The 26,675-nt window shown below is 61.7% G+C and carries 24 protein-coding genes; 20 read left to right on the forward strand and 4 right to left on the reverse strand.

The window, feature by feature from the left end; translation table 11 throughout:
* The first annotated feature begins 4 nt into the window (after nt 1-4).
* The 9 genes from HNP33_RS04050 (at nt 5) to HNP33_RS04090 (ending at nt 8,120) form a co-directional block, all read left to right on the forward strand.
* Nucleotides 5-1,624 carry a benzoate-CoA ligase family protein gene (locus HNP33_RS04050; protein ID WP_184705547.1) on the forward strand — a complete coding sequence of 540 codons (1,620 nt, stop codon included), beginning with the start codon at nt 5-7 and terminating at the stop codon, nt 1,622-1,624.
* 45 nt (nt 1,625-1,669) lie between these two features.
* Complete coding sequence (locus HNP33_RS04055) at nt 1,670-2,857, forward strand: ABC transporter substrate-binding protein (protein WP_184705549.1); 1,188 nt, start codon at nt 1,670-1,672, stop codon at nt 2,855-2,857.
* Nucleotides 2,858-2,958: 101 nt separating this feature from the next.
* The gene (locus HNP33_RS04060) at nt 2,959-3,879 is read left to right on the forward strand and encodes a branched-chain amino acid ABC transporter permease (RefSeq protein ID WP_184705551.1); all 921 of its coding nucleotides are present in this window, start codon (nt 2,959-2,961) and stop codon (nt 3,877-3,879) included.
* A complete protein-coding gene (locus HNP33_RS04065; protein ID WP_184705553.1) occupies nt 3,872-4,873 on the forward strand; it encodes a branched-chain amino acid ABC transporter permease in 1,002 nt (333 codons plus the stop codon). The genes HNP33_RS04060 and HNP33_RS04065 overlap by 8 nt, the downstream gene beginning before the upstream one ends.
* Nucleotides 4,870-5,643, forward strand: a complete 774-nt coding sequence (locus HNP33_RS04070; RefSeq protein WP_184705555.1) for an ABC transporter ATP-binding protein — start codon at nt 4,870-4,872, stop codon at nt 5,641-5,643. The genes HNP33_RS04065 and HNP33_RS04070 overlap by 4 nt, the downstream gene beginning before the upstream one ends.
* Nucleotides 5,640-6,350, forward strand: a complete 711-nt coding sequence (locus tag HNP33_RS04075) for an ABC transporter ATP-binding protein (protein ID WP_184705557.1) — start codon at nt 5,640-5,642, stop codon at nt 6,348-6,350. The genes HNP33_RS04070 and HNP33_RS04075 overlap by 4 nt, the downstream gene beginning before the upstream one ends.
* Nucleotide 6,351: 1 nt before the next feature.
* Complete coding sequence (locus HNP33_RS04080; RefSeq protein ID WP_184705559.1) at nt 6,352-6,807, forward strand: acyl-CoA thioesterase; 456 nt, start codon at nt 6,352-6,354, stop codon at nt 6,805-6,807.
* Between the two features lie 25 nt (nt 6,808-6,832).
* Entirely contained in the window at nt 6,833-7,231 is a 399-nt protein-coding gene (locus HNP33_RS04085) for a RidA family protein (RefSeq protein ID WP_184705560.1), read from the forward strand.
* Nucleotides 7,221-8,120, forward strand: coding sequence for an alpha/beta hydrolase (locus tag HNP33_RS04090; RefSeq protein WP_184705563.1), 900 nt, complete (start codon nt 7,221-7,223; stop codon nt 8,118-8,120). The genes HNP33_RS04085 and HNP33_RS04090 overlap by 11 nt, the downstream gene beginning before the upstream one ends.
* A gap of 9 nt (nt 8,121-8,129) precedes the next feature.
* Here HNP33_RS04090 and HNP33_RS04095 read toward each other — a convergent pair whose 3' ends face one another.
* The 3 genes from HNP33_RS04095 to HNP33_RS04105 form a co-directional block, all read right to left on the reverse strand.
* Nucleotides 8,130-9,344, reverse strand: coding sequence for a phospholipase A (locus HNP33_RS04095; RefSeq protein WP_184705565.1), 1,215 nt, complete (start codon nt 9,342-9,344; stop codon nt 8,130-8,132).
* A 52-nt stretch (nt 9,345-9,396) separates the two neighbouring features.
* Nucleotides 9,397-9,678 (reverse strand): hypothetical protein, encoded by a 282-nt coding sequence (locus tag HNP33_RS04100; protein ID WP_233464348.1) that lies wholly within the window; start codon nt 9,676-9,678, stop codon nt 9,397-9,399.
* Nucleotides 9,679-9,824: 146 nt separating this feature from the next.
* Nucleotides 9,825-11,906 carry an ATP-dependent helicase gene (locus tag HNP33_RS04105; RefSeq protein ID WP_184705569.1) on the reverse strand — a complete coding sequence of 694 codons (2,082 nt, stop codon included), beginning with the start codon at nt 11,904-11,906 and terminating at the stop codon, nt 9,825-9,827.
* Between the two features lie 267 nt (nt 11,907-12,173).
* On the opposite strand from HNP33_RS04105, the gene HNP33_RS04110 reads away from it, so the two are divergent.
* From HNP33_RS04110 to HNP33_RS04130, 5 genes are all read left to right on the forward strand, one after another.
* Nucleotides 12,174-12,881, forward strand: coding sequence for a helix-turn-helix domain-containing protein (locus HNP33_RS04110; protein ID WP_184705571.1), 708 nt, complete (start codon nt 12,174-12,176; stop codon nt 12,879-12,881).
* Complete coding sequence (locus HNP33_RS04115; RefSeq protein ID WP_184705573.1) at nt 12,878-13,450, forward strand: GTP-binding protein; 573 nt, start codon at nt 12,878-12,880, stop codon at nt 13,448-13,450. The genes HNP33_RS04110 and HNP33_RS04115 overlap by 4 nt, the downstream gene beginning before the upstream one ends.
* The gene (locus HNP33_RS04120) at nt 13,447-13,845 is read left to right on the forward strand and encodes a roadblock/LC7 domain-containing protein (RefSeq protein ID WP_233464349.1); all 399 of its coding nucleotides are present in this window, start codon (nt 13,447-13,449) and stop codon (nt 13,843-13,845) included. Before HNP33_RS04115 ends, HNP33_RS04120 begins: the two co-directional genes overlap by 4 nt.
* Before the next feature lie 103 nt (nt 13,846-13,948).
* Entirely contained in the window at nt 13,949-14,308 is a 360-nt protein-coding gene (locus HNP33_RS04125; RefSeq protein WP_184705575.1) for a hypothetical protein, read from the forward strand.
* Nucleotides 14,309-14,535: 227 nt separating this feature from the next.
* The gene (locus HNP33_RS04130; RefSeq protein WP_184705577.1) at nt 14,536-15,498 is read left to right on the forward strand and encodes an AEC family transporter; all 963 of its coding nucleotides are present in this window, start codon (nt 14,536-14,538) and stop codon (nt 15,496-15,498) included.
* Nucleotides 15,499-15,554: 56 nt separating this feature from the next.
* On the opposite strand, the gene priA is transcribed toward HNP33_RS04130, so the two are convergent.
* Nucleotides 15,555-17,750 carry a replication restart helicase PriA gene (priA, locus tag HNP33_RS04135; RefSeq protein ID WP_184705579.1) on the reverse strand — a complete coding sequence of 732 codons (2,196 nt, stop codon included), beginning with the start codon at nt 17,748-17,750 and terminating at the stop codon, nt 15,555-15,557.
* A gap of 972 nt (nt 17,751-18,722) precedes the next feature.
* Here priA and HNP33_RS04140 point away from each other — a divergent pair.
* The 6 genes from HNP33_RS04140 (at nt 18,723) to HNP33_RS04165 (ending at nt 26,617) form a co-directional block, all read left to right on the forward strand.
* The gene (locus HNP33_RS04140) at nt 18,723-19,541 is read left to right on the forward strand and encodes a lysophospholipid acyltransferase family protein (RefSeq protein WP_184705581.1); all 819 of its coding nucleotides are present in this window, start codon (nt 18,723-18,725) and stop codon (nt 19,539-19,541) included.
* Nucleotides 19,542-19,759: 218 nt separating this feature from the next.
* Nucleotides 19,760-20,836, forward strand: a complete 1,077-nt coding sequence (locus HNP33_RS04145; protein WP_184705583.1) for a M48 family metallopeptidase — start codon at nt 19,760-19,762, stop codon at nt 20,834-20,836.
* A 179-nt stretch (nt 20,837-21,015) separates the two neighbouring features.
* Nucleotides 21,016-21,447, forward strand: a complete 432-nt coding sequence (locus HNP33_RS04150) for a rhodanese-like domain-containing protein (protein WP_184705585.1) — start codon at nt 21,016-21,018, stop codon at nt 21,445-21,447.
* Nucleotides 21,448-21,562: 115 nt separating this feature from the next.
* Nucleotides 21,563-22,390, forward strand: a complete 828-nt coding sequence (locus tag HNP33_RS04155; protein ID WP_325064902.1) for an ABC transporter permease — start codon at nt 21,563-21,565, stop codon at nt 22,388-22,390.
* Nucleotides 22,380-23,762, forward strand: coding sequence for an ABC transporter ATP-binding protein (locus HNP33_RS04160; protein ID WP_184705587.1), 1,383 nt, complete (start codon nt 22,380-22,382; stop codon nt 23,760-23,762). The genes HNP33_RS04155 and HNP33_RS04160 overlap by 11 nt, the downstream gene beginning before the upstream one ends.
* Nucleotides 23,759-26,617, forward strand: a complete 2,859-nt coding sequence (locus tag HNP33_RS04165; RefSeq protein WP_184705589.1) for a class I SAM-dependent methyltransferase — start codon at nt 23,759-23,761, stop codon at nt 26,615-26,617. The genes HNP33_RS04160 and HNP33_RS04165 overlap by 4 nt, the downstream gene beginning before the upstream one ends.
* Nucleotides 26,618-26,675 lie beyond the last annotated feature (58 nt).

Here is a 26,675-nt window from a genome sequence, read left to right on the forward strand (position 1 = left end):
AGCCATGCCCTACACCGCCCATATCGACACTTTTGCTGCCGACAATCTGCCACCCGCCGAGCTGCAGCCCGACTATGTGTTTGAACTGCCCGAGCTGCAGTTTCCTGAACGACTGAACTGTGCGGCTGAGTTACTGGACCGCCATGTGAGAGAAGGACGCGGCGACCGGCTGTGCATACAGGCCGAGGGCGTGCGATGGAGCTATGCCGATTTGCAGGACCGGGCCAACCGCATCGCCAGCGTACTCACCGGGGCGATGGGGCTGGTGCCTGGCAACCGTGTGCTGCTGTGTGGCCCCAACAACCCCATGTTGGTGGCTTGCTGGTTCGGTGTGGTCAAGGCCGGTGGCATTGCGGTGGCGGCCATGCCCCTGTTGCGTGCCAAGGAGCTGTCTACCATCGCCGATATCGCCAAGATCAGCCATGCGCTGTGTGACGACGCGCAGCGCGCCGAGGTGCTGGGGGCGCAGCAGAAGAGCCCGGCTCTGCAATCGATCCGCTTTTTCAATGTTCGGGCCGAGGGCGACGATTCGCTCGAAGCGCTCATGGCACAAGCCTCGCCGCATTTCGACGCCGTGGAGACGGCGGCCACCGATACCTGTCTGCTGGGCTTTACCTCGGGCACCACGGGCGTGCCCAAGGCAACCATGCATTTCCACCGCGACGTGATGGCCATCTGCGCTTGCTGGCCGCAAAGCATATTGCGCGCCCATGCCGACGATGTGTTTGTTGGCAGCCCTCCGATTGCCTTCACCTTCGGGCTGGGCGGCCAGGTGCTGTTTCCCATGTCCATCGGTGCATCGATGGTGTTGCTGGAGAAGGCGGGACCGGCCCAGCTGGCGGACGGCATAGAGCGCTTTGGCGCCACGGTGGTGTTCACGGCGCCCACGTCGTACCGCGTCATGGCCCAGCAGGGCGAGCTCATCCGCAGTACCCCGCTGCGCAAATGTGTCTCGGCGGGCGAGGCGCTGACGGCATCCACGCGCGCATTGTGGAAGGATGCGACGGGCATCGAGATCATCGATGGCATTGGTTCCACCGAGATGCTGCATATCTTCATCTCGCACCGCGAGGAAGACACGCGGCCCGGCGCCACGGGCAAGGCCGTGCCCGGCTACCATGCCAAGGTGGTGGACGAGCAGGGCAACGAGGTGCCGCCTGGCACCGTGGGCCGGCTGGCCGTGTTGGGCCCCACGGGGTGCCGCTACCTGGCTGACAGCCGTCAGACCCAATATGTGCAGCATGGCTGGAATCTCACGGGTGACGCATATCTGATGGATGCCGACGGCTACTTCATCTACCAGGCGCGCACCGATGACATGATCATCTCTGCGGGCTACAACATCGCAGCTCCCGAGGTGGAAGACGCCCTCATGGCCCATGCTGCCGTCGCCGAATGTGCAGTGATTGGCGTGCCCGACAGCGAGCGTGGCCAGATCGTCAAGGCCTTTGTAGTGTTGCGTTCTGGGCACGCGGGGGGCGAAGCCATGGTCAAAGAGCTGCAAGACTTCGTCAAGCGCACCGTCGCGCCCTACAAATACCCGCGTGCCATAGCCTTTGTAGATCAATTGCCGCGCACGGCTACGGGAAAACTACAACGGTTTCGGCTGCACAGCCCGGCATAGTATCGGCTCGGTGAAATTTTCACGAACAGCAACGAGGAGAAAACCATGAAGCGCCATTCCTTGCAACACAGTCTGGTGGCCCTGTCCATCGGTGCCCTGATGGCTGGCAGTGCCTACGCGGCAGACCAGGTGAAAGTCGGCCTGCTCAGCACGCTCTCCGGGCCGGGCGCGGGGCTGGGCGTCGATATCCGCGACGGGTTCAACCTGGCCGTCAAGCACATGAACGGCAAGATCGGCAATCTGCCAGCCGAGGTGGTGGTGGTTGACGACCAGCAGAACCCTGAAGTGGCCAAGCAGACTGCAGAACGTCTGCTCAAGCGCGACAAGGTGGACTTCATGACGGGTACGGTGTTCTCGAACGTGATGCTGGCCGTCGGGCAACCGGCCTTTCAGAACAAGACTTTCTTCATCAGCCCCAATGCAGGCCCATCGCAATACGCCGGGGCGCAGTGCAATCCCTACTTCTTCAATGTGTCGCAGCAAAACGACGCACTGCATGAGGCGGCTGGCAAGACCATGCAGGACAAGGGTTTCAAGCGCGTGGCGCTGATTGCGCCCAATTACCCGGCAGGCAAGGATTCGATCGCGGGCTTCAAGCGCTTCTACAAGGGCGAGATTGGCATGGAGACCTATACCGCGCTCAACCAGCTCGACTACGGCGCGGAGCTCTCCAAGATGCGCGCGGCCAATGTCGACGGCGTGTATATCTTTCTGCCCGGCGGTCTGGGTGTGAACTTCATCAAGCAGTTCGTCGGCGCTGGTCTGTCCAAGGACATGACCCTGTACGCCCCGGGCTTCTCGGCGGATGAAGACGTGATCCGAGCGGTGGGTGAGTCGATGCTGGGCACCTTCAACACCTCGCAATGGGCGCATGACCTGGACAACGCGGCAAACAAGAAGTTTGTGGCGGATTTCCAGAAGGAGTTTGGCCGCATGCCGTCTCTGTATGCATCGCACGGCTATGACGCTGCAAAGCTGATGGATGCTGCCGTGCGCGATGTCAAGGGCAAGCTCGACGACAAGGCTGCACTGCGCAAGGCGCTGGAGGCGGCCAAATTCGAATCGGTGCGTGGTGCGTTCAAGTTCAACACCAACCACTTTCCGGTGCAGGATTACTACCTGCGTGTGGTGACCAAGGATGCCCAGGGCAAACTGACCAACCGCACGGTGGGCACGGTGTTCAAGAACCACCAGGATGCCTACGTCAAGGACTGCAAGATGCAGAACTTATGAGCAAGCTCCCGGGCCGCTGTGCGGCCCTTGCCCGGTGCCCGCATGTGGGTCACGCCAGTCGCATGTGCCCTGGGCCCTGTCTTCATGAATAGCCGACTTCGATGAACGCCATCTTGATTTTGGAGCAATCGCTCAACGGACTGCAGTTCGGTCTGATGCTTTTCCTGCTCGCAGCCGGGCTGACGCTCGTCTTCGGCATCATGGACATGATCAACCTGGCCCATGGCTCGCTCTACATGATTGGGGCCTATCTGGTGGCCACCTTCAGCCAGGCCACGGGCTCGTTCTGGCTGGGCCTGGGCTTGGGCGTGCTGGCCACGGTGGTGGTGGGCGTGCTGTTGGAGTGCACCATTTTGCGCAGGCTCTACCACCGCGACCATCTGTCGCAGGTGATGGGCACCTTTGCCATCTTGCTGATGAGCAACGAAATCGTGCGCATCATCTGGGGAGCGCAGCCCTTGATGCTGAACCCGCCTGCGGCCCTGGCCGGACCGGTGGAGCTGATGAGCGGCTTCTCCTACCCTGCATACCGCCTGCTGATCATCGGCGTAGGCCTGCTGGTTGCTTTGCTGCTGTGGTTGCTGGTCACGCGGACCCGCTTTGGCATGCAGGTGCGCGCCGGTGCCGCCAACCGCGAAATGGCAACCGCCATGGGGGCCAACGTGCGTCGCCTGTTCACTCTGGTGTTTGCGCTCGGTGCAGCCCTGTGCGCCGTGGCGGGCGGGATGCTCGGCCCGCTGCTGGCGGTGCAGGTGGGCATGGGCGAGAGCATTCTGATTCTGGCGTTCGTGGTGATCGTGATTGGCGGCATTGGTTCGATACGGGGCGCACTGCTGGGTGCCTTGCTGGTGGGCGTTGTCGACACGGCGGGCCGAACCCTGGTGCCTCTGCTGTTCGCGAAAACCATGGGGCCGGACGTTGCCGCGAATGCGGGCCCGGCTGTGGCTTCGATTCTGATTTATGTGCTGATGGCAGCCGTGCTGTTCTACAAACCCCAAGGCCTGTTTCCCGCCCATGACTGACACCTCTGCTCCCTATTCGGCTGCCAGCGGCCCCGCGCGGCACAGCATCCTGGACCATCGCCTCCACTGGCGGGTGATGCTGCCTGTTTTTCTGCTGCTCGTGGCCTTGCCCCTGCTCGCCCGCGCGATGAACGAGGATTTCTATATTGGCGTGGCCAGCCGCGTGCTGGTGTTTGCGTTGGCCGCAGCAAGCCTCAACTTCATCCTCGGGTTTGGTGGCATGGTCAGCTTCGGCCACGCGGCCTTCATGGGCCTGGGCGCCTACACGGTCGGCGTGCTGATGCAGCAAGGCGTGGCTTCCGCCTGGCTGGCCTGGCCGCTGGCGATGCTGCTGGGGGCAGGCTTTGCTCTGGTGGTGGGCGCGATCAGCCTGCGCACGCAAGGGGTGTACTTCATCATGATCACGCTGGCATTTGCGCAGATGCTGTATTACCTGATCATGTCGTTCAAGGCCCTGGGCGGAGACGATGGCCTGTCGCTGCCTGCCCGTTCGCACATCGGCCTGGGGCTGGATCTGGGCGACGACACGACTTTCTACTATGTGGTGCTGGCGCTGGTGAGCCTCTGCGTGCTGCTGATGGCGCGCATGCTCAATGCGCGGTTTGGTCATGTGCTGCAGGCGATCAAGGAAAACGAGATCCGCATGTCCGCGATTGGATTTCCGGTCTATCGCTACAAACTGGCGGCTTTCACGATTGCGGGCGCCTTTGCCGGGCTGGCGGGCGCCATGCTGGCCAACCAGAGCAGCTTTGTGGGGCCGGGCATGCTGCAGTGGACGCAGTCCGGCATTCTGCTGATCATGGTCATTCTGGGTGGGGTGGGGCATCTGTATGGCGGCCTGCTGGGTGCAGCCGTGTTTTTGCTGCTGGAAGAGGTGCTGGCGGCCTATACCATGCATTGGCAACTGGGCCTGGGCGCGGTATTGCTAATCGTGGTGCTGGTGGCTCCCAATGGATTGCTGAGCCTGCGGCGCGGCATGTGGAGAAAACCATGAAAACAGTGGCGACGCCTTTGCTGCAGGTGCAGGGTCTGGTCAAGCGCTTTGGCGGGCTCACGGCCACCGACCATGCCAGCTTTGATGTGCATGCTGGCGAAATCCATGCGCTGATCGGCCCCAATGGTGCAGGCAAGACCACTCTGATCCATCAGCTGTCGGGGGCTCTCGCGTCCGATGAAGGCCGGATTCTTTTTGCGGGTGATGCCATCCACGCCGTGGCGATGCCCGCGCGGGTGCAGCGCGGACTGGTGCGCTCCTACCAGATCACCAGTATTTTCAAGCGCCTGTCGGTGCTGGAGAACATTGCGCTGGCCGTGCAGGCGCGCGATGGCTCCAGCTGGCGCTTCTGGCGTCCCGCGCGCCATGAAAGCGCACGCTACGCGCTGGCTGCCGAGGTGGCGGCGCGGGTGGGGCTGGCGGCCCAGCTGCAGCAGCCGGCCGGCCTGCTTGCGCATGGCGAGCAGCGCCAGCTGGAAGTGGGGCTGGCTCTTGCCACGCGGCCGCGCATGTTGCTGCTTGACGAGCCCATGGCAGGCATGGGGCCCGAAGAATCCGAAAGCATGGTGACGCTGTTGCAACAGCTGCGGCGGGATACGACGATCCTGCTGGTCGAGCATGACATGGATGCGGTGTTCCGCCTGGCCGACCGCATATCGACCCTGGTGTTTGGCAAGGTGATTGCCAGCGGTACGCCCCAAGAGATTCGCAACCATGCCGAGGTCAAACGCGCCTATCTGGGCGATGAGGCAGAGGAGGTGGCGCCATGACGGCTCTGCTGGAAGTTGAGCAGCTGCAGACCAGCTACGGCAGCAGCCAGGTGCTGTTTGGCATGCATATGCAGATTGGAGCGGGCGAGGTGGCCACCTTGCTCGGGCGCAACGGCATGGGCAAGACCACGACGGTGCGCAGCCTGCTGGGCATCACCCCGGCGAGCAGCGGCAGCATCCGTTTTCGGGGCGAGCGCATCGAGCGGCTGGCGGCTGATCGCATTGCACGCATGGGCATGGCCGTGGTGCCTGAAGGGCGGCAGATTTTTGCGAATCTGACCGTGCAGGAGAACTTGCTGGCCTTTGCCGCCAACCGCAACGCCTCGGAAAACCCCTGGTCGCTGGAGCGGGTGTACACGCTGTTTCCGCGTCTGGCGGAGCGCTCGGGCAATCTGGGCAACCGGCTGTCGGGCGGAGAGCAGCAGATGCTGGCCGTTGGGCGGGCGTTGATGACGAACCCACACCTATTGATTCTGGACGAAGCCACCGAGGGCCTGGCGCCATTGATCCGCGAAGAAATCTGGAGCTGTCTTGCTGCCCTGCGTGCACAGGGGCAGACCATTCTGGTGATTGACAAGTACGTCAAGCGCCTGATGGGTCTGGCCGATCGCCACACGATCATCGAGCGCGGTCAGGTGGTGTGGCAGGGCCCTTCTGCGCAATTGCAAGACCAGCCCGAGGTCTGGCAGCGCTATATCGGAATCTGAGATGGCAGCCCTGACCTGGCCCGAGCAAGGCCCGTTTTTCCGCAGCAGCCTGGGTATCCGCTTTGCACACTGCGATCCGGCGGGCATCATTTTCTTCCCGCAGTACCTGGTGCTGTTCAACGGGCTGGTGGAAGACTGGTTCAACGAGGCGCTCATGCACCCCTACGCGCAGATGCTGGGGCCTGAGCGAACGGGCCTGCCCATCGTGCATCTGGAATGCGATTTTCGCGCCATTGCCCGCATGGGCGATGCCGTGCACCTGGATCTGGCTGTGCAGAGGTTGGGCAGCCGCTCGCTGGAGCTGGTGCTGCGCTGCGTGGGCAGAGATGGTGTGCTGCGTGCCATGGCTCGCAAGGTGCTGGTCTTTACCAACCTGGACAGCCACGCAGCTGTGGCCGTGCCCGGTCCCATACGCGCGGCGATTGAGCGCTGGATGGCGGGCGACGGCGCGCAATAGTTTTTTGATCTGGAAAGGAATCGCTATGCAAGTACTACTTCCCCAGGGGTGGCCCCGGCCCAAGGGCTATGCCAATGGCGTGACGGTCACCGGGCGCCAGCTGTTCGTGGCCGGCATGATCGGCTGGGATGCGCAAGGCGTGTTCCACACCGATGATCTGGCGGGGCAGGTGCGTCAGGCATTGCAGAACATTGTGGCCGTGCTCGAAGAAGGCGGCGCCAGGCCCGAACACATCGTGCGCATGACCTGGTACATCACCGACAAGAAAGAATACCTGGCCCAGCAGGCCGAGATCGGCAAGGCCTACCGTGAGTTGATCGGCAGCTTCAACGCCGCCATGACGGCGGTGCAGGTGGCGGCCTTGATTGAAGACCGTGCCAAGGTCGAGATCGAGGTGACGGCCGTGGTGCCGGATGCGAGCTGAACAGGCGGTTGCCGTGGCCATCTCGCCCCCCAGGCTCTACCGCGATTTTGAATCGCAGACGCAGATCGATGCAGCCTACGATCCGCTGCGGCCCGTGGCAGACCCGGTAGCAGCGCGCCAGCATTTTGTGCAGCGCAGCGCCCTTGCCCGGGCGCAACTGCGCTGTGAGCTGGACATTGCATTTGGAGCCACCCTGGCCGAGACGCTGGATATTTTCCCCGCGCCCGGCGGTGCGGCGGCGCCGGTGTTCATCTTCTTCCACGGCGGGTACTGGCGGGCCAATACTTCCAAAGAATTCAGCTGCGTCGCCTGGGGGCCGCAGGCCTTGGGTTTTTGCACGGTGGTGGTGAACTATGCCCTGTGTCCGCAGGTCGGCATCGATGAAATCGTGCGCCAGTGTCGCGCCAGTCTGGCATGGGTTTTTCGTCATATCGAAGCCTATGGCGGCGACCCTGGCCGGGTGGTGGTGGGAGGTCACTCTGCTGGCGGCCAGCTGGGCGCCATGTGCCTGCAAACGCCTTGGGCCAGAGACTATGGTCTGCCCGATGACCCGTTGCGCGGTGCGCTGTTGATCAGCGGTATCTACGACATCGCTCCGCTACGCTACAGCTACTTGCAGCCCCTGATTCAGCTTGATGAGGGGGTAATCGTTCGCAACTCTCCCGCGTTTGGCGCCCGCAGCTGTGCCACGCCCATACACCTGGTGTGGGGCGAGCGCGAGCAAAGCGAGTTCGAGCGCCAGTCCCTGCTGATGCATGCAGCCTGGCAGGCCGTGGGCAATGTGTCGGGGCACGCAGCCTTGCCCGGGTGCGATCATTTTTCGGTGCTGCACGGGCTGGAAGATCCGCAATCGGATCTGTGCCAGCAGCTGGTGCGGTTGTCAGCCTAAAAAAGACTTTTAGAAGTCCAGCAGGCTGAAGCCCAGCGAGAACACCGTGCGCTTGTAGTTGTAGTCGATCAGGCTGTCGCCATAGCCGTGGAACAACTGGGCGTGCAGGCGCAGATTGCTCTTGCCGCCCATCCAGCCTTCGCCCAGCGTGTGCATCCACTCCACGCGCCCCGATCCCTTGCCATGGCCGTTGAGCGAACCTCGGGCGGTGAGGCCCATCCAGTTGCGCTGGTTCACGTTCCAGCCGAGCTTCAACTCGCCGCGGCCAATGTAGTTCTGGATGCCGGGGTTGTTGTCGTCCTCGGCGCTTTCCTTGATGCGGTGCCAGACCTTGGCCTGCAGCTGCAGCCGGTTGTCCAGCTCAAGCCCGGTCATCAGGTAGGTGCGGTTCCAGCTGCGCGAGAGCGGATCGCTCTGGCCATTGGACTGGTGCACGAGGCCCACCCCGCTGTAGCGCCAGCGCCAGCCAAACGGCAATTGCGCCGTGGTGGGGTAGACGTAGAAGATCTCGGGCTCATGGTCGGTGGTGCGAAAGGGGCGCGACATGTCCGAGTTGAACACCTGCCAGTACGACAGGCCGGTGTAGCCGATCCACAGCGAATCGCGCAGCTTGCCGTTGGGATCGGTCAGCAGATTTTGAGCGAGCTTGGTGCGTACCGACAGCTGGATACGCATCTCCTGCTTCTGGTAAGGCTCGGCGGTGGGGGCCGAGTTGGCGGGGTTGCCAGAGGTTGGCTGCTGGTTGACATGGTCTGCCGCCGCAACCGACACGGACAGCGGCCGGTAACCGCGGAAGCTGAATTTGCCGCAATCGGTGCCTGCTTCCAGTTCCCAGAAGCGTGACATCTCGGTGTAGGCATTGTTACGGCAGCCACCGATGGAAGGCGGAAGGTCTTCAGCCGCAGCCAGCGCGGTGGGTGGTACTCGCAGACCCGTGCTGGCAGATGCGGGCTCAGCAGCCGAAGCCGTTGCTGCAGCCATGGATGGGGCTGGTGTGGGCTCCATCGCCGCAGGCTTGCCGCTTTGCTGCTGCGCCCATTGGTCAAAGCAGGCCAGGCGTGCGCTGCCGTCCTGCTGCAAGGTGCATTGGCGCCAGGCTGCATCCGTGGTATTGGCCGCAAAGGCCGGGGCGTTTTGCGCCCAGGCTGCGGGCAGGCCCAGGCAGGCGCCCAGGGCAGAGCTGGCCAGCGCCAGCGGGGTGCGCGCAAAGAAAATGGTTTTCATGGGTGTTTGAGCAAGGTGCGCGCAGATGCGAGTGGGGTTGCGCGGTCGCACATTATTGCGGCTGTTTGCGCATGACGAAAGGGACGGTGTTGTCTTGGTCATCCAGCCAGTCACCCCGGATCTCACGGCCGCAGCTGCCTTCCACCACATCACCGAGCCATGTGCCGCTTACTTTTTTTCCATCAGCTGATTCTTCCATCGTCAGCTTGCCCTGGTTGACATCTCCCACGACGACAGAGCGACCCGCAGGGCGCGCAATGCTTCCTTTGACCGTGCCATTCCATTCGGGGTGAGGCGCCAGCTGCAGCTGGATCGGGCCGGGCTGGCCTGCCATGGTGGCTGTCCAGCGGCCTAGCAGCTCGGGCTGATCGGTTTGGGCCGCCGTGGGGCAAGCGGGGCGCGGTTTTTGCTGATTTGTGGCGCAGGCGCTTAACAATAATGCAGTGGCAGCTATTAAAAATATAGTGTTTTTCATGTCAATCAAGAGGTGCCGGGACCGGCGCTGTTGCTGGCGCTTTGCGCCTTTTTGGCAAATTCCTCACGCAGCTTGCGCAGCTTTTCGCGGGGGTCTTCGCGGGCGGTGCTTTGGTCCAGCCCCATTTCTTCAATAAAACGGCTGGGCAGGGCGGAGACCAGCTCGCGTCCCTTTTTGCGGCGCTTGGTCCAGCTCACGGCCAGCGAGCGTTGCGCGCGGGTGATGCCCACATACATCAAGCGGCGCTCTTCCTGCAGCCGCAGGGCGACGTCGTCGGTCACCTTTTGCTGGCGGCCATCGTCGTCGTCCAACTTGAAGGGCAGCAGCCCTTCATTGACGCCGATCAACATGACATGTGGCCATTCGAGCCCTTTGCTGGCGTGCAAGGTCGAGAGCACCACCATGTCCTGCTCCTTTTCGCGCTCGCTGATGGTCGAGAGCAGGGCAATGGTCTGCGAGACTTCCAGAAGGCTCTTGGTCTCGCTGGTGGTGGTGACGTCGGCGGTCGTCGAGGTCTGGCCGCCCGCACGCTGGGCCATCCATTCGCAGAATTCGAGCACATTGGTCCAGCGCGCGGCCGCGAGCTTTTCGCTGTCTTCGGCATCGTACAGGTGCTGTTCGTAACCAATCTCCTTGAGCCATTCCATCAGAAAGGCGAGTGATTCCTCGGCTCCGCGTGTCTGGCGTGCCCGGTATTCCAGGTCGTTGATGTAGCGGCCAAATTCCAGCAGGCTTTCGCGGCCTTTGGCGGGCATGGCGTCTTCGAGCATGCTGTTGAAGAGCGCCCCGAACATGCTGCAGTGGTGCGCCTTCGAGAATTCGCCCAGCCGACCCAGAGTGGTGTGGCCGATGCCGCGTTTGGGGTTGGTAATGGCGCGCAGGAACGCCGGGTCGTCATCGTTGTTGATCCACAACCGGAACCAGGCGCACAGGTCGCGGATCTCGGCGCGGTCGAAAAAACTGGTGCCGCCTGAGACCTTGTAGGGCACGTTGGCGCGGCGCAAGGCCTTTTCAAACGGCTTGGCCTGGTGGTTGGCACGGTACAGGATGGCAAAGTTCTTCCAGTCCGGCGGCGGGTTGGCGCTCGCGCGCAGGCTCATGATGCGCGCTACGGCACGCTCGGCCTCGTGCTCTTCGGTGTCGCAGTCGACGATGCGCACCGGCTCACCCTCACCCAGTTCCGAGAACAGTGTCTTGGGAAACAGTTTGGGGTTGGGCTGGATCACATTGTTGGCCGCGCGCAGAATGGCGCTGGTGGAGCGGTAGTTTTGCTCCAGCTTGATGACCTTGAGCTGCGGAAAATCCAGCGGCAGTTTCTTGAGGTTGTCCAGCGTAGCGCCGCGCCAGCCGTAGATGCTCTGGTCATCGTCACCCACGGCGGTGAAATGGGCCTGCTCGCCCACCAGCAGTTTCAGCAGATCGTACTGGGTGGCGTTCGTATCCTGGTATTCGTCGACCAGTACATGGCCGAGGTGGGCCTGCCATTTGGCACGCACGGCCGGGTGGTCGCGCAGCAGGCGCAGCGGCATGCCGATCAGGTCGTCAAAATCCACACTCTGGTAGGCGGTCAGGCGCTCTTCGTAGCGCTGCATGATGACGGCAATGGCGCGCTCGTTGTCGTCCGCGGCCTGGGCGAGGGCCGCCTTGTAATCCAGGCCCATGTTCTTCCATTTGCTGATCGTCCACTGCCATTGGCGTGCGGTGGCTGCGTCTGCGGTGCCGCCAGCCGCATCCTTCAGGATACCGACTACGTCGTCACTGTCGAGGATGCTGAACTGGGGCTTCAGGCCCAGCACATGGCCGTCTTCGCGCACCATCTTCACGCCCAGGGCATGGAAGGTGCATATCAGCACATCATTGGCGGCTCTGCCGATCAGCCCCTTGGCGCGTTCGCGCATTTCAGCGGCGGCCTTGTTGGTGAAGGTGATGGCGGCAATCTTGCGTGGCGCGAGGCCGGTCTCGATCAGCCGGGCAATCTTGTGCGTGATCACACGTGTCTTGCCCGAGCCCGCGCCCGCGAGCACCAGGCAGGGGCCTTGCGTGTAATGCACTGCTTGCAATTGGGCGAGATTGAGGCCTGCTGCCATGGAGCGATGAAACCTTGCAGATAAGAATGCGGAAAGTGCAGAAGAATAGCCGCAAGCCTGGCCGATTGCAGGTACGGGACTTTGTATATATTTTTGTTACAAAAAGCACACAATTCGCAGGGCGGAATGTCAATCAATGTAGGTAGAGGCAATGCACATTGACGAAAGGCTTGCATGCAACTTACAAGCTTTTAGAATGTGCGATAGTGTCGTTGTTGTTCGACGAAAGTACTAATAAATTTAGACAATAAGTTACGAGTCACATCCATGCAGACCGCCGGTATTTCCGCAGATTTGCTCACCCCCAACGTCAGGCACCGCTTTGTGCAGCTGTTCGGGGTGGCTGCACGCAAGTCGGTGCTCCCCTGGAAAGAGGTGCCTCGAGATCGTGCCCAATTGGTGTTGGTAGACCAGGGCATGGCCGATGTCGTTTCGTCTTTGGGCAACAGTCCTTGTGTGGTCACCGTGGGCCATGTGGGGGGCAACCTCACGGGCAATGCCTCCTGGGCCGGACGCCTGGAAGTGAACTACACGCTCAGCGACCTGATTGATACCCTGGACCGTGCAGCCGTGTTTCTGCTGGACTGGGAGGCGCGGCAAAAAGTGATCGCCAGGAGCGAACGCGCCCAGCCTACGCCAGCCGAGGCTGCGCCAGCAGCCAAGCAGGAATACCTTCACCAGCTCAAGTCCTGGGTGTCGATGGGTGCGCCATTCAACACCGGTGCCTGCATCCGGGCGCTGGCCCTGCTGTCGCGCGAGCCCGTGTCCCTGGCCCAGATCTGTACCCATAGCGGGCTCGATTCTGCGACTGCCCGCCATCTGCTGGTGGAGCTGGGGCAGCGCGGTGTCCTGCGTGGCGTGGCCATCTCGTCACAGCGCCCAATTGCTTCTTCGGTACGCCGTGAGCCGGTACACTCCAACGGATTACTTGGCCGTTTGAGCCGATGGATCCGCGGAGGAGGTAAGGCGGCATGATTCAGGAACTGGACTGGGGCGCGCGGCAAAAGCTGGCGTTGCCCCGCATTGCCCTGTGCGGGCCCATGGGCATTGGCAAGACCACTGCTGTGCGTTCGCTGTGTGGCGAGCTGATGTCTCATTCGGACGTACGCAATCTCGATCTTGCGGCCCATACCAAGGATTTCACCACGGTAGGCACCGAATTTGGCGAGATTGACCTCGGCGAGGGCGAGCGTGTTCAGATCTGTGGCTGCCCCGGGCAGGAGCGGTTCAGCTTTGTGCGCCAATGGGTGCTGTCGGTGTCCATGGGTGTTTTCATCATGACCGATGTGAACGCGACGAGCAGCCTTGCAGAAACCACGCATATCCTCGGTGAAATCAGCAAGCTGGAGACGGCACCTGTCACCTTGATTCTGAGCGCGCGTGACGCCGGTGCTACACAAATTGAAACATTCGCGCAGGGCGTGTATTCTGCCGGCTATGGCGTGATTCCCGTGCTGCAAGCCGACCCCCGGGATCGCGCCCAGATGTTGGAAGTAATGAGTGTTCTAGTTTCCATGCTGTCTTTGCAAAGCGAGAATTCATGACCGCATCACAACCCATGATCCCTGCCCAGGTTGTCACCGCTGGTCAACAGGCACTCGAAAAATTGATTGGCCCCGTGGACGGGGTTCGTGTTGCTCTGCTCAGCACCCCTGATGGTTTTGAAATCGCGTCGCTGCGCACGAACAGCGAACTGCAGCTCAACCGCCTGTCGGCCATGGCCGGTTCGCTGATGGCCATGGCTCGCGCTGTGGGCCGGGAAATCAACCACGCCGGCTGCAAGCGCCTCACATTTGAAACAGACAGTGGCGTAGTTGTGTTTCAATCGGTATCATCCGAATTCCCATGTATCTTGTGCATGGTGCTCGACACCAGCGCAATCCTCGGCCGTGTGCTATGGGCGGCAGCGGAAGTCGGTGCAGAGATGAACAAAACCTGATGGCGGCGCCAACCTGGCGTCGGCAGGGGAGGAGCTGGCCCATGCGTTGCATTGGCCGAATGCGCCAGCGACGATAATCAGCCAGTGTGTAAAGGGGAGATAAATGGCATCGGTACAAGAAGCTTTGACACAACTGCTCACCGTTGATGGCGCCATGTGTGCGGCACTGGTGGACAGTGCCAGCGGCATGTTGCTGGGCAGCGCGGGCTCAGGTCTGGATCTGGAGCTGGCTGCAGCGGGCAATACCGAAGTAGTACGCGCCAAGCTCAAGACGATGAAGTCGCTCGGTCTCAATGACTCGATTGACGACATTCTGATCACATTGGGCACCCAATACCACATCATCCGCCCCATGGCGCAAAAGGAAGGCCTCTTCCTGTATCTGGTGCTTGACAAGCAGCGCAGCAATCTGGCGCTGTCCCGCCGCAAATGCGCGGAGGTCGAAAAGCTCGTGTCGATCTGACCCGGCCCGGCAGCGCCTGTCGCTGCGCCCATCTCCCAAACCTGCCAGTGCTTCGCTGGCAGTTTTTTTTGTTGGTATGTGGGTTGTCCTCGTCGCGTGCGATTCTTCTTTCTGCGATGCAGATGTGCCGCGTGAGCGGCTCCAGCCCCATCGCCCCGCGTGCCTGAAAACGCACGCTGGTCCCTCGCGCTACAGCAGCAGGCCAGAGGCGTCGGCACAATACGCCGGTGCTCTCTGTCTTTCTTGTCACCTTTCCATTCTTTGCGCTCGTGCTGTGCGGCTATCTGGCTACGCGCCGCGGCGTATTCCCGTTGCCAGCCATTGCGGGGATGAATGCCTTTGTGCTGTTTTTTGCGCTCCCGTGCATGCTGTACAAGGCAGGTTCATCGCTGCCGTTTGCGCAGTTGATGAATATTCCAACGCTGCTGCTGTACATGCTGGTGCAGCTGTTGATGGTGGGCGGCTGCGTATTTTTCTCGCGCAAAGGCGGACTGGACTGGAACAACAGCGCCTCTGGCGCCCTGGTCACGGCGTTCCCCAATACCGGGTTCATGGGGCTGCCGCTTCTGGTGGCGCTGCTGGGCGAGGCTGCCGCAGGGCCCGCGATCCTGTCGATGCTGGTGGACATGGTGATGACGACCTCGCTGGGCCTGGCACTCTCCCGCATGGATGGCGCTGCGGGCAATATCCGCCCGGCGCTGGGCAAGGCGCTCAAGGGCGTGCTCTCCAACCCCATGCCCTGGTCGATTCTGCTGGGTGCGCTTGCTTCCTACCAGCAGTGGCAACTGCCCGTAGCCATCGACAAGACGGTGGGACTGCTGGCGAGCGCGGCCACGCCGGTCGCGTTGTTTGCCGTGGGGGCGGTGCTTGCGCGCTCCAAGATGGTGCAGGCCGAATACGCCGCGCCGCGCAGCTATGTGCCGCTGGCGCTGGTCAAGTTGTTTGTGCACCCCATGCTGGTGCTGGGGCTGGGTCATGCCGCCATTGCGCTGGGCCTGCCAATGCCGCCCTTTGCGGTGTTGGTGCTGGCGCTGGTGGCTGCGCTGCCCAGCGCCAGTAACGTCACCCTGCTGGCTGAGCGCTATGGCGCGCATAACGGCCGTATTGCACACATCATTCTTGTGAGTACGGCGCTGGCCTTTGTCAGCTTTTCGCTGGCGGTCAGCGGTTTTGGAGAATTCTTTCAATAAGAGGGCCGGTAGCGCGGGCCTGGAGAGCGCCCAATGTCATGGATCAGATCCATGGATCAGATCGCTTGCGGATCGACATCCACCAGCCAGCGCACCAAGGCCTTGTGCTCGGGGTGGCTGCGCAGCCAGTGCAGTGTGGGCTGCCAGGCGCGCAGGAATTGTTGCAAGGCCTTGCGCGACGGGCTCTCGATCAGCATCTGCGCCCGCTCTATATTGGCCACGCGCTGCACGGCCAGCGGGATGGGCGGGTAGACAAATACGTCGTCCGCTCCGGGCAGTGGCTGGCTCGCTGCGGCAGCTGCAGCGGCCCGCAAAAAGCCCTGCGCCACTTCCTGTGTACGGGCATCGGCACGGATGATGGCCTGGTGGGCAAATGGCGGCATGGCCGCATCGCGCCGCTCTGCCAGTTGCTGGGCAGCAAAGCCTGCGTAGTCCCAGCGGCGCAGCGCCTGGTACACGGCATGGTCGGGCTGCAGGGTCTGCAGCCACATCTCCACCTTGCTGCCTTGCGCCGCCACGTAGGCCGCATCACGCCCGGCACGGCCCGCTGCCTGCAGCAGCAATGAAAAAAGTCGTTCTGGCGCACGAAAATCGCTGGACATCAGCGCGCCATCAGGTTGCACGGCTGCCACGAGGGTGACGCGCCGGAAATCATGCCCCTTGGCCACCATCTGGGTGCCAACCAGCACGTCGACATCGCCCGCATGCATATGGGCCAGTTTTTCTTCCAGCGCGCCCTTGGCCCTGGTGGTGTCGGCATCGATGCGTGCGATACGGGCCGGGTCGCCGTCGGGACGCTGCACGTTGCGCAGCAGGCGCTCCAGCTCTTCTTCGAGCTGCTCGGTACCCTTGCCCAGCGGCAGGATGTCAGGGTTGCCGCAGCTGGGGCAGGCGTGCGGCACGCGCTGGGTGTAACCGCAGTGGTGGCAGCGCAGGGTGCGGTCATTCTTGTGAAAGACCTGGTGCGCGCTGCAATGGGGGCAATCGCTTTTCCAGCCGCAATCGCCGCAGAAGAGTACCGGGGCAAAACCGCGCCGGTTGAGCAGGATCAAGGCCTGCTCGCCGCGCTCCACACGTTCTGTAATGGCTTGCAGCAGCGCCTCGGAAAACACCGTGCGGCGCGGCTGCTGCCGCATGTCTACCATTCGCAGGCGAGGCATGGCGCCCGCCGCAGAGCCGGTGGCAACTGCGCCGGTAGCACCTATGCCGGCCGCACCTATGCCGGCCGCACCTATGCCGGCCGCACCGATACGGCTGGGCATGACCAGTCGCAGGTAACGGCCACCGCCATCCTGCGGCCCTGCGGTTCCTGCAGGGCGGCTTGCCCACCAGCTCTCCAGCGACGGGGTGGCCGATCCCAGTATGACCTTGGCACCGAGATCATGGCCGCGCCAGATGGCCAGGTCGCGTGCCGAGTACCGTGCGCCCTCCTGTTGTTTGTAGCTGGGGTCGTGCTCTTCATCGACGATGATGAGCTGGAGCTGCGGCATGGATGCGAACACCGCCATGCGCGTACCCAGCACGATGCGGGCCTGGCCCGTATGGGCGGCGAGCCAGCTTTTCAGGCGCTGAGGGGGCGTCATGCCGCTGTGCATGCTGACGACGGAGCCTTGGCCCAACTGCGTTGTAAAGCGTGCCTGAAAGCGGGCTTCCAGCTGCGGGGTCAGGTTGATTTCGGGCACCATCACCAGCACCTGGGCAGTTGGATCGCGCTGCAGCAACTGTGCAGCCTGGTGCAGGTAGACCTCGGTCTTGCCGCTACCGGTGCTGCCAAAAAGCAGAAACGGGCCTTCATTGGTGCTGATCTGTGCGCAAACCGCAGCCTGTTCTGGGTTGAGGGCCAGCGCTGTGTCGGCAGTGGTGCTCTCTGGCTGCACCTGGCTTTTGCGTTTGAGCCGGCGGGTTAATTGCTCTGTCGTCAGATCACGCAAGGCGGGTGGCAGCGCGGTAATGGCCATCTCACCCAGGCTGCGTTGGTAGTAGCGTGCGGCAAACTGCACCAGACGCAGCCAACTCTCTGGCAAAGCGGCAATGCCTTCGAGCACGGCTGCAACAGATTTGAGTGCGCTTGCCTCGCCGGCATAGTCGGTGTCTTCTCCCCAGACAACGCCCAGCACTTCGCGTTTGCCCAGCGGCACGCGCACCAGGCTGCCACGAGGGAGCAACTGCTCGCTGCGGTAGCTGAGCAGTTCGCTGGCGGCGCTGATGGCGCTATGGGCAGGCGTGTGAACGGCGATGTGGAGCAGAGGCACGAAATGCAGAGAGATGCGGGCAAAGGAGCCGAAGCACCAAGTGTAGGGCTTGGTGCCCTTTGTTGGAGATGGATGCCAATGTGAGGGTACTGGGCCAGGGAGCCCCTGCAAGACCCTTGCCAACTGGGATGGTCTCGGATCGCCCGAGACCGCGTTCAGACCACGGCAGGGAGTTTTGCTGAGGATCCCTAGGTATTTTTACCAGTTGTGTAGCCCCGGCAGGATGTCCAGAAAATTGTAGGACAACTTACCCACAAGGCAAATTTCGAGGTAAATCAACAATCGGCGATGGATTTGTGGATAACTTTGTTGAAATACATGCAATCCTCGGGAGGTCAAGCGCTTAGCACAGATTGTCTCCCTGTCATGGGCTCAGAATGACAAAAATTTTTATTCCTATTTATCAATAAGTTATATGCGGGCCTGAGGAGCGTTCAAAATCACGTGCCTTGTTTTGTGCTATCAGGTCTGCTTTCCACATTGTGTGCATAAGTGCTCGCTCACCGCGCGGGTGAAGTTGGGCTTGACGGTATCTTTCAGCACTATTTATTCACAATTATTATTGAAACAGCTGATTTATCCACGATAAATTATTGATGCGTAATCGATTTGTGGAAATTTTGGGTTGTTTGAAGAATCTGTGTGCAAGTCTGTGAATATTGCTGAATATATTGTGGGTAGATGAATTTATTTCTATATTTATCAATGTATTGTGTGTATTCGGTCGTTCTTGGGTGCAGGCGGAATGATCAGCAAGTGCAGATTGCCTGCTCTGGGTCAGGCCCTGCGCCTGAGGACTGCCGGGCGGTTGAATGGTTCAAGGTCCTTCGTATCGCAAGTCAATGAGGGTTCGCTTCCGATATGATCATGCGCTGACGACCGCGTGTCCGGGCCGCGCCCGCCCATTGGCGGATGCTGCCGACCTGCGCGCCTGCTCTGGCGCCCGCTGTGTACCGCTTTTCCACTTGACCCATGTCCCTGATTCGATCGATCTTGCATACGCTCTTTATGAGCCTGACGGTGATTCCATTCACCCTGACCATTCTGTTGCTGCGCGTATGCGGCGCCAACAGCATGGCGCGCTATACAGTGGCGCGGCGCTGGCTCAAGCTGGCGGCTGATAGCGCAGGCTGGTTCTGTGGCATCAAGGTGCGTACGCAGGGGATGGAGAATCTTCCCGTGAGCGGCCAACCCGGCAGCGAAAAGGGGGTGGTGCTGCTGTGCAAGCACCAGTCCACGTTCGAGACCTTTCTGATGCCGGCCATCATGCCGGTACCACTTGCCTATGTGTTCAAGAAAGAGCTGTTGAAGATTCCCTTCTTTGGCTGGTCGATCGGCAGCCTGGACATGATCCACATCGACCGCAAGGACGGCAGCCGTGCCTTCCATAAGGTGGTGGAACAGGGCAAGCGCCTGCTGGGGCAGGGTATCTGGGTGATTATGTTTCCAGAAGGCACACGTATTCCTCGGGGAGAGGCTGGCGACTACAAGACGGGCGCCACCCGCCTGGCCATCATGACGGGGGCGCAGGTGGTGCCGATTGCGGTGACTTCGGCCAAGTGCTGGCCACGCAAGGCATTTGTGAAAACACCTGGCACGGTGGATGTATCGGTCGGCAAGCCCATCGACAGCAAGGGCCGCAAGCATGACGAGTTGATGGCCGAGGTGGAGTTCTGGATCGAATCAGAAATGCGTCGCCTAGACCCGGATGCCTATGTGGGCAAGCCGCCGCTGTCTGCGCGTGCTCCCCAAGCGACTGCCGCGCCCGCTGCCGATATGGCCGCCGATTGATTTTTACCGGAGAACGCCCACTTGCCTGTTTGCGATACTTCCATTTCGTCGCAGATCACTATAAAAATAATAGCTATTTGCGCTTGTAAAACAAGCGCTGCTGGCTATATCTCGCCAAAAAAGCGCTGCAAGCTGAAAAAAGCGTCATCCAGGAGGCGACAGCGATTCTCCTGGGGTGGGCAGGCGGATGGCACATCCATGGTGCGGCGGAGGCTGGCATGATTGCAGACGTACGCCGCCTCGTGCAGTTGGCGCTGGATTTGTGGGAGCGCAGCGAGCCCAAGGCGCCTGCGCAGACGCCTGTGGCGGGGCTGGAGAGGGTGGAGCAGACCTCGTCCACGGTGCCGCCAGCAAACGCCGCACCCGCAGCAACCATGCCGCAAAAATGGCTGGATTCGGCCACTCCACATGCGCAGGCTGCCCCTGTTTCAGAAGCTGATTCGGGATTGGCGCTGCCGCCTGTCCCACCCGCACGCACGCTGGCACCGGCAACTGAGCCGCTGGTGCACACCTTGCTGCCCCAGGCGTTCGAGCATCCGGCTGCCAACCGTGCTGTCCTCTTGGGTGACACCCATGTCGCCTACCTGCTTCAGCGTGCCAAGCGGCGCAGCATTGGATTTTTGGTGGGGGAAGACGGTTTGGTGGTGCGTGCGCCGCGTTGGGTCACTCAGAATGGCATTGACGAAGCCTTGCAGGAAAAGAGTGCCTGGATTGTGCGCAAGCTGGGTGAAATGCAGCGCCGCCGCGCCCATAGCCTGAACGCGACCATCCATTGGGAAGATGGCGCAACGCTGCCCTTTCTGGGGCAGCCGCTGCAATTGGTGATCGACAGCGAGCAGCGCGTAGCGCGTGCCGGCGCCGTCTGGCGTGTGGAGAGCGAGCTGCCCGGCAGCCCCTCGCGCCTGTACCTGGCGCTGCCGCGCGCAGCGGGGCGGGCGCAGATCCGGGATCTGGTGCAGGCATGGTTCATGAAAAGCGCGCGCCAGCATTTCCTCTCGCGCCTCGCGCACTTTGCGCCGCTTTTGCGCGTGCATTACACAAGCCTGCGGCTGTCGAGCGCCGAAACCCGCTGGGGAAGCGCCAAATCCGATGGCTCCATCCGTCTGAACTGGCGGCTGATGCACTACACGCCAGCCATCATCGACTATGTGGTGGCACACGAGCTGGCCCACTTGCGTGTGATGGACCACAGCCCGCGGTTCTGGGACACTGTGGCGGAGGTGGTGCCCGATCACCGGGCGTTGCGCGAGCAGCTCAAATCCATTCCTGCACCCCCCTGGGATCTGGCCGCTTGAGCACTGTTTTTCTCATCAAACCATGCGATAGCGCACAACGCAGTCAAAGCGGTCAGCTATCATATTTGTAGTAATTTGTGCGTACGGATGAGGCGTGCACGCGGTGCATCCTCGCCAAGCCAGCATTGTGTGTAGAGCGGGCGCGCCTGGGCCCGCATGGAGACTGAAAAGGTACCGCCATGACATTGACCGCAGAGCAGCAAACGATCCATCCCGCCACCGGCTATGCCGGCGACATTGCACCAGAGCTGGCGTGGCACTGGGTGCAGAGTGGCGAGGCCGTGCTGGTGGACGTGCGCACCGATGCCGAGCGCGCCTGGGTGGGGCAGGTGCCGGGCGCTGTGCCACTCGCCTGGAAGCAATGGCCCAGCATGGCAATGAACCCTGACTTTGACGCCCAGTTGCAGGCGGTTGCCCAGAAGGAGGCGGGGAAAAAAGTCGTGCTCCTGTGCCGAAGTGGCGTGCGCTCTGTGGCCGCCGCAAAACGCGCTACCGAGCTGGGGCTAGCGGCATATAACATCCTCGAAGGCTTCGAGGGTGACGCAAACAGCCAGGGCCAGCGAGGCGGATTGGGTGGCTGGCGCCTGCATGGTCTGCCTTGGTTTCAATAAAATCAATAATTTGGCAGCATAAGCGTGGCTAGGTGTAACCGCAGCTCCGATAAAGGCCACGCTGGGCTTGTCTCGCCGGTAAACTTGCCCCCTCAATAGTTAACGGAGTTTTACATTGACAGCTCGTGCTGGCAGCGCAGCGTCTGCTGCGGCCATGGTTGCCAGCGTTCGCACGCATTGGCCATTGATCAAGAAGATGACGCGCCGCGATGTGAGCGAGCGCTACACGGGTTCGGTCGTGGGGTGGCTGTGGTCGCTCATCATTCCACTGTGCATGCTGGTGATCTATACCTTTGTGTTCTCGGTGGTGTTCAAGGCGCGCTGGGGTGACCTGAACGAATCCAAGACGCAATTTGCGATGGTGCTGTTTTCGGGCCTCATCGTGTACAGCTTCTTCTCCGACGTCTTCAACCGCGTCCCGCAACTGATTCTGGGTAATGTGAGCTACGTCAAGCGCGTGGTGTTTCCGCTGGAGATTCTGGTGATCGTGGCCGTATGCTCGGCGCTGATCCAGTCGCTGGCCAGCCTGGCCGTGCTGCTGCTGGCCTTGCTGGTGCTCAACGGCGGGGTGCCGCCCACGGCCTTGCTGCTGCCGCTGATCTGGTTGCCGCTGGTGTTGCTGACGTTGGGGGTGGGCTGGTTTTTTGCGTCGCTGGGCGTTTTTGCCCGCGATCTCAAGCAAATCACCGGTGTGTTGACGACCATGCTGATGTTCGTGTCTCCGATTTTTTTTCCCGTCAAGGCATTGCCGCCAGAGTTCCAGGCCGTGATGTGGCTCAATCCGCTGACCTTTTTCATCGAACAGTCGCGTGAAGTGCTGATCTGGGGGCGCGCGCCGGATTGGGCAGCGTGGGCCATCAGTGTGGCGGTCTGTGCCATCGTGGCCTGGCTGGGGTTTGCCTGGTTCCAGAAGACACGCAAGGGATTTGCCGATGTCCTCTGAAACGATGGCGCTCGAGATCGACGGCCTGGGCAAGTGTTTTCACGTCTACGACAAGCCGGGCGACCGGCTGCGGCAGTTTGTGCTGCCGCGCCTGTCGCGCATGGTGGGGCGCCCTGCGCGGGATTACTACCGGGAGTTCTGGGCGCTGCACCACCTCGACCTGCGCGTGCGCAAGGGCGAGACGGTCGGCATCATCGGCCGCAATGGCTCGGGCAAATCCACCCTGTTGCAGATGGTGTGCGGCACGCTGGAGCCAACCCGCGGCGAGGTGCGCTCGCACGGCCGCATCGCGGCGCTGCTGGAGCTGGGGGCCGGATTCAACCCTGAGTTTTCGGGCCGCGACAACGTCTACATGAATGCCGCGCTGCTGGGGCTGTCGGATGCGCAGATCACCGAGCGCTTCGACTCGATTGCAGCATTTGCCGATATCGGCGAGTTCATGGAGCAGCCGGTCAAAACCTATTCCAGCGGTATGTATGTGCGCCTCGCGTTTGCCGTGATCGCCCATGTGGATGCCGATATTCTGGTGGTGGATGAGGCGCTTGCGGTGGGCGATGCCGTTTTCACCCAGAAATGCATGCGCTTCCTGCGCAACTTCATGCAGCGCGGCACCTTGCTGTTTGTGAGCCACGATACGGCCGCGATCAAGAGCCTGTGCGACCGTGCGGTCTGGATCGACAAGGGCCGCGTGATGCAGGTGGGACCGACCAAGGAGGTCTGTGACCGGTACATGCAGGCCTGCTACGAGGCAGAGCAGGGCGAAAGCGCCGCAGCGGGCCTGGCCGTGCCACAGGCTGAAGCGGTGCAATTGCTCTTTCATGACCAGCGTCAAGATTTTTTCCGCAGCGAGCCGCTGCGCAACGATATCGAAGTGTTCCGCTTCAACCCCGAAGCCATGTCTTTTGGCTTGGGGGGCGCCCGCATCACCGATGTGTGGCTGATGGACGCGCAGCGCCGCCCTTTGCACTGGGTAGTGGGCGGCGAGCCCGTGACTTTGCGGGTGCAGGCGCAATGCCTGCAGGCGCTGCAATCACCAATCGTCGGCTTTGTCGTGAAAGACCGGACCGGCCAGGCTGTATTTGGCGACAACAGCTACCTTACCTACCTGGGCCAACCCGTGGCCTGCGCCGCAGGCGAGCAACTGCTGGCCGAGTTCAGTTTTGACATGCCGCGCATGCCGGTGGGCCATTACGCCATCGATATTGCGCTGGCCGATGGCTCGCAGCACGACCATGTCCAGCACCACTGGATTCAGGATGCCGTGCACTTCAAATCCGAATCCACCAACGTGGCCACGGGCCTCTTGGGGATTCCGATGCGGGGCATCGAGCTGCGTACCGGCAGCGACAACGAAAAGAGTTCTTCGACATGAAACCAATGACCGATGTCCTGCGCGAGGCCTCTGCGGATTACGAATGGCTGCCTCCTGCAGCCTTGATGGAGCCCCATCACCTCACCCACCCCGCCCCATGGGCAGGCCATATTCCGTTTGCGGCCTGGCTGGTGGCAGTGGCACGGCCAGATGTACTGGTGGAGCTGGGTGCGTACTCGGGTATCTCGTACCTTGCCTTTTGCCAGGCGATTGTGGCGCAGCAGCTGCCCACCCGTGCCTATGCGGTAGATACCTGGGAGGGCGATGCCCATGCTGGGGCCTATGGCGAGCATATCTACACCAGTCTGCGGCAGCACCACGACCCCCATTACCTGCGGTTTTCCACACTGATGCGCATGCGCTTTGACGAAGCGCTGGGCAGTTTTGCGGAGGGCAGTGTCGATCTGCTGCATATTGACGGCCTGCATACCTATGAAGCCGTTCGCCATGATTTCGAGAGCTGGTTGCCCAAGCTCAGCAAGCGCGCCGTGGTGCTCTTCCATGACAGCAATGTCTACCGTGACGACTTTGGCGTACACCAGCTGTGGGCAGAGCTGAAGGATCGCTACCCCAGCCTGCACTTTCCGCACAGCAATGGCCTGGGCGTGCTGCTGGTGGGGCCTGAGCAGCCAGCGCTGCTGCGAACCCTCTGCGACCCGACCCATGCAGCGCTCCAAAGCCGGGTGCAGGCGGTGTTTGGTGCGCTGGGCGCGCGGTTTGAATACCGGGCTGAGATGCAGGCGTTGGGTCTCCAACTGGCTGATGCCCAGCAGCAGGCTCGGCAATTGGAGGCTGCGGGGCAGCAGCGCCATGCCTGGATTGAAAAGCAGGATGGCGACATCCGCGCGCTTGAGCTGACGCGCCAGCAGTGGCAAAGCCGTGCTGAGCAAGTGCAGGCGACGCTGGATGAGGCTGGCCGTCACACGCAGCAGCAGATACAGGCTCTGGAGCAGGAAGCCGCCCGCAAGCAGCAGCACATCGAGCAGCAAACCGCCCAGATGCGGACGCTGGAGCTGGAGGCTGCCCAGAAACAGTGGCAGATCGAGCAGCAAAGCCAGCAGATGCAGGCCATGGCTCGCCAGTTGACCCCGCTGTGGCAGGTCAAGGATGCGCTGCGCTCGTTGAAAAGTGCGCTTTTCCGCCTGAAGCAAAAGCTGGCGCCGTACGAACCGGCGCTGGTGCGCAGGGTGCGGCACAGCTTGCGTCGGCGCATCCAGCGTTCACAAGGGGTTGCTCCGCAGCCCATGCCACTGCTGCCCGGGCGCAACCGAAGCTATGGTGTCCTGGCAACTGCACATACCCAGTTTGTGGCGCATGCACTGGCACAGGTGCTGCGCAAGGCGGGCTTTGAAGTTACCGTGCTGCAGGAAGTGCCCTCACAAGGCTACGTGCTGGACATGTACATCGTGGTGTGTCCGCAGATGTTTCGGCAATTGCCTCCGGGTGAAAAGCGCATCGTGTTCCAGATGGAGCAAAGCGTCAGCCCGCGCTGGTTCACGCCCGAGTACCTGTCGATTCTGGAGAACTCCCTGTCGGCCTGGGACTATGCCCCCGCCAATCTGGCCTTTCTGGAAGGCAAGGGCGTGCGCTACCCGCACACCTTTCTGGTGCCCATTGGAGGCGTGGCCGATTACTCGCAGGCATTGCAAGCCAGCGGCGAGCCCGCCTTGCAGCCTGCTGAGCCGGTATGCGATGTGCTGTTTTATGGCGATGTCAACGCGCCGCGCCGCCAGGAGATGCTGCAGCAGCTGCAGCGCCACTTCACGGTTCGCATCGAGGGAAATCTCTTTGGCGAGGCCTTGCGCCAGGCCGTGCGCCAGGCGCGCGTCGTGGTCAACATCCACTACTACGAAGGCGCATTGCTGGAGACCACCCGCATTTACGAATGCCTGAGCCTGGGCACGCCCGTGGTGACGGAAAGCAGTGCCGATATTGACGCCTACCATGCGCTGGTGAACAGCGGCGCCGTGCGCGTGGCGCCGGTTGGCGATGCGTCGGCGTTGGTCAAGGCGGTGGAGCAGCTGCTGCAGCAAATCACGATTGCACCGGCTGAGGTGCGCCTCGCCGTGGAGCAGGAGGTGCTGCGCAGCGCCCGGCAGTTTGAGTTCATGGCTTGCCGCGCGCTGTATGCACTGGGCCGGATCGATACCGCCAAATGGGATGCCATGACGCAAAATCAGCCGTTACCGGGTGAGCGCATGGTGCTGAGCATGCCCGAAACCCATCGCCGCCGCGCGCATTTTGTGCACGAGACGCTGCCTGGCCTTGCGCACGATGTCACAGTGTTTGACGGTGTGCGCCACAGCCCTGGCTGGCTGGGGTGCGCCATGAGCTACCACTACCTTGCCCGCAAGGCCTTGCAGGCTGGCGTGCCTCGGATCGAGGTGATGGAAGATGATGTGGAGATGCCGCCTGATTACGCGCTGCGCCGCGGCAAGGTCGATGCCTGGCTGCAACAGCACGAAGGGGAGTGGGACATTTTTGCCGGATTGATTGCCAAGATCCACCCCGACACTCAGGTGCTGGATGTGCAGCAGCGCGACGGCGAAACCTTTGTGGTGCTCGACCGCATGACGAGCATGGTGCACAACATCTACACCCGCCCGGCGCTGGAGGCGCTTGCCCAATGGGACGCCAATGTCCGTGATCCGCATACCAACACCATTGACACCTATCTGCAGACCAAGGCGCAGATGCGTGTGGTGACGACCCTGCCATTTTTGGTGGCGCACACGACCGAGATGGATTCGTCGCTCTGGGGTATCAACAACCAGGAGTACCTGGCGGTCATCTACAAGGCCGAACAGGACCTGCGCCAATTGGTGGACCGATTTCTGCAGTCCGGAGCTGCATGACACCCGCCCCAATAAAAAAACCGCGCAAGAAAAGCCTGCGCGGGTTTTTTGATGGGCC

The sequence above is a fragment of the Comamonas odontotermitis genome, assembly GCF_014207855.1.
Classification (GTDB): Bacteria; Pseudomonadota; Gammaproteobacteria; order Burkholderiales; family Burkholderiaceae_C; genus Comamonas; species Comamonas odontotermitis_A.

Bases quoted from the DNA above. Each gene is read 5' to 3' on its own strand.
- HNP33_RS04050 (WP_184705547.1), top strand. From the start codon at position 5: ATGCCCTACACCGCCCATATCGACACTTTTGCTGCCGACAATCTGCCA.
- HNP33_RS04055 (WP_184705549.1), top strand. From the start codon at position 1,670: ATGAAGCGCCATTCCTTGCAACACAGTCTGGTGGCCCTGTCCATCGGT.
- HNP33_RS04060 (WP_184705551.1), top strand. From the start codon at position 2,959: ATGAACGCCATCTTGATTTTGGAGCAATCGCTCAACGGACTGCAGTTC.
- HNP33_RS04065 (WP_184705553.1), top strand. From the start codon at position 3,872: ATGACTGACACCTCTGCTCCCTATTCGGCTGCCAGCGGCCCCGCGCGG.
- HNP33_RS04070 (WP_184705555.1), top strand. From the start codon at position 4,870: ATGAAAACAGTGGCGACGCCTTTGCTGCAGGTGCAGGGTCTGGTCAAG.
- HNP33_RS04075 (WP_184705557.1), top strand. From the start codon at position 5,640: ATGACGGCTCTGCTGGAAGTTGAGCAGCTGCAGACCAGCTACGGCAGC.
- HNP33_RS04080 (WP_184705559.1), top strand. From the start codon at position 6,352: ATGGCAGCCCTGACCTGGCCCGAGCAAGGCCCGTTTTTCCGCAGCAGC.
- HNP33_RS04085 (WP_184705560.1), top strand. From the start codon at position 6,833: ATGCAAGTACTACTTCCCCAGGGGTGGCCCCGGCCCAAGGGCTATGCC.
- HNP33_RS04090 (WP_184705563.1), top strand. From the start codon at position 7,221: ATGCGAGCTGAACAGGCGGTTGCCGTGGCCATCTCGCCCCCCAGGCTC.
- HNP33_RS04095 (WP_184705565.1), bottom strand. From the start codon at position 9,344: ATGAAAACCATTTTCTTTGCGCGCACCCCGCTGGCGCTGGCCAGCTCT.
- HNP33_RS04100 (WP_233464348.1), bottom strand. From the start codon at position 9,678: ATGGCAGGCCAGCCCGGCCCGATCCAGCTGCAGCTGGCGCCTCACCCC.
- HNP33_RS04105 (WP_184705569.1), bottom strand. From the start codon at position 11,906: ATGGCAGCAGGCCTCAATCTCGCCCAATTGCAAGCAGTGCATTACACG.
- HNP33_RS04110 (WP_184705571.1), top strand. From the start codon at position 12,174: ATGCAGACCGCCGGTATTTCCGCAGATTTGCTCACCCCCAACGTCAGG.
- HNP33_RS04115 (WP_184705573.1), top strand. From the start codon at position 12,878: ATGATTCAGGAACTGGACTGGGGCGCGCGGCAAAAGCTGGCGTTGCCC.
- HNP33_RS04120 (WP_233464349.1), top strand. From the start codon at position 13,447: ATGACCGCATCACAACCCATGATCCCTGCCCAGGTTGTCACCGCTGGT.
- HNP33_RS04125 (WP_184705575.1), top strand. From the start codon at position 13,949: ATGGCATCGGTACAAGAAGCTTTGACACAACTGCTCACCGTTGATGGC.
- HNP33_RS04140 (WP_184705581.1), top strand. From the start codon at position 18,723: ATGTCCCTGATTCGATCGATCTTGCATACGCTCTTTATGAGCCTGACG.
- HNP33_RS04145 (WP_184705583.1), top strand. From the start codon at position 19,760: ATGATTGCAGACGTACGCCGCCTCGTGCAGTTGGCGCTGGATTTGTGG.
- HNP33_RS04150 (WP_184705585.1), top strand. From the start codon at position 21,016: ATGACATTGACCGCAGAGCAGCAAACGATCCATCCCGCCACCGGCTAT.
- HNP33_RS04160 (WP_184705587.1), top strand. From the start codon at position 22,380: ATGTCCTCTGAAACGATGGCGCTCGAGATCGACGGCCTGGGCAAGTGT.
- HNP33_RS04165 (WP_184705589.1), top strand. From the start codon at position 23,759: ATGAAACCAATGACCGATGTCCTGCGCGAGGCCTCTGCGGATTACGAA.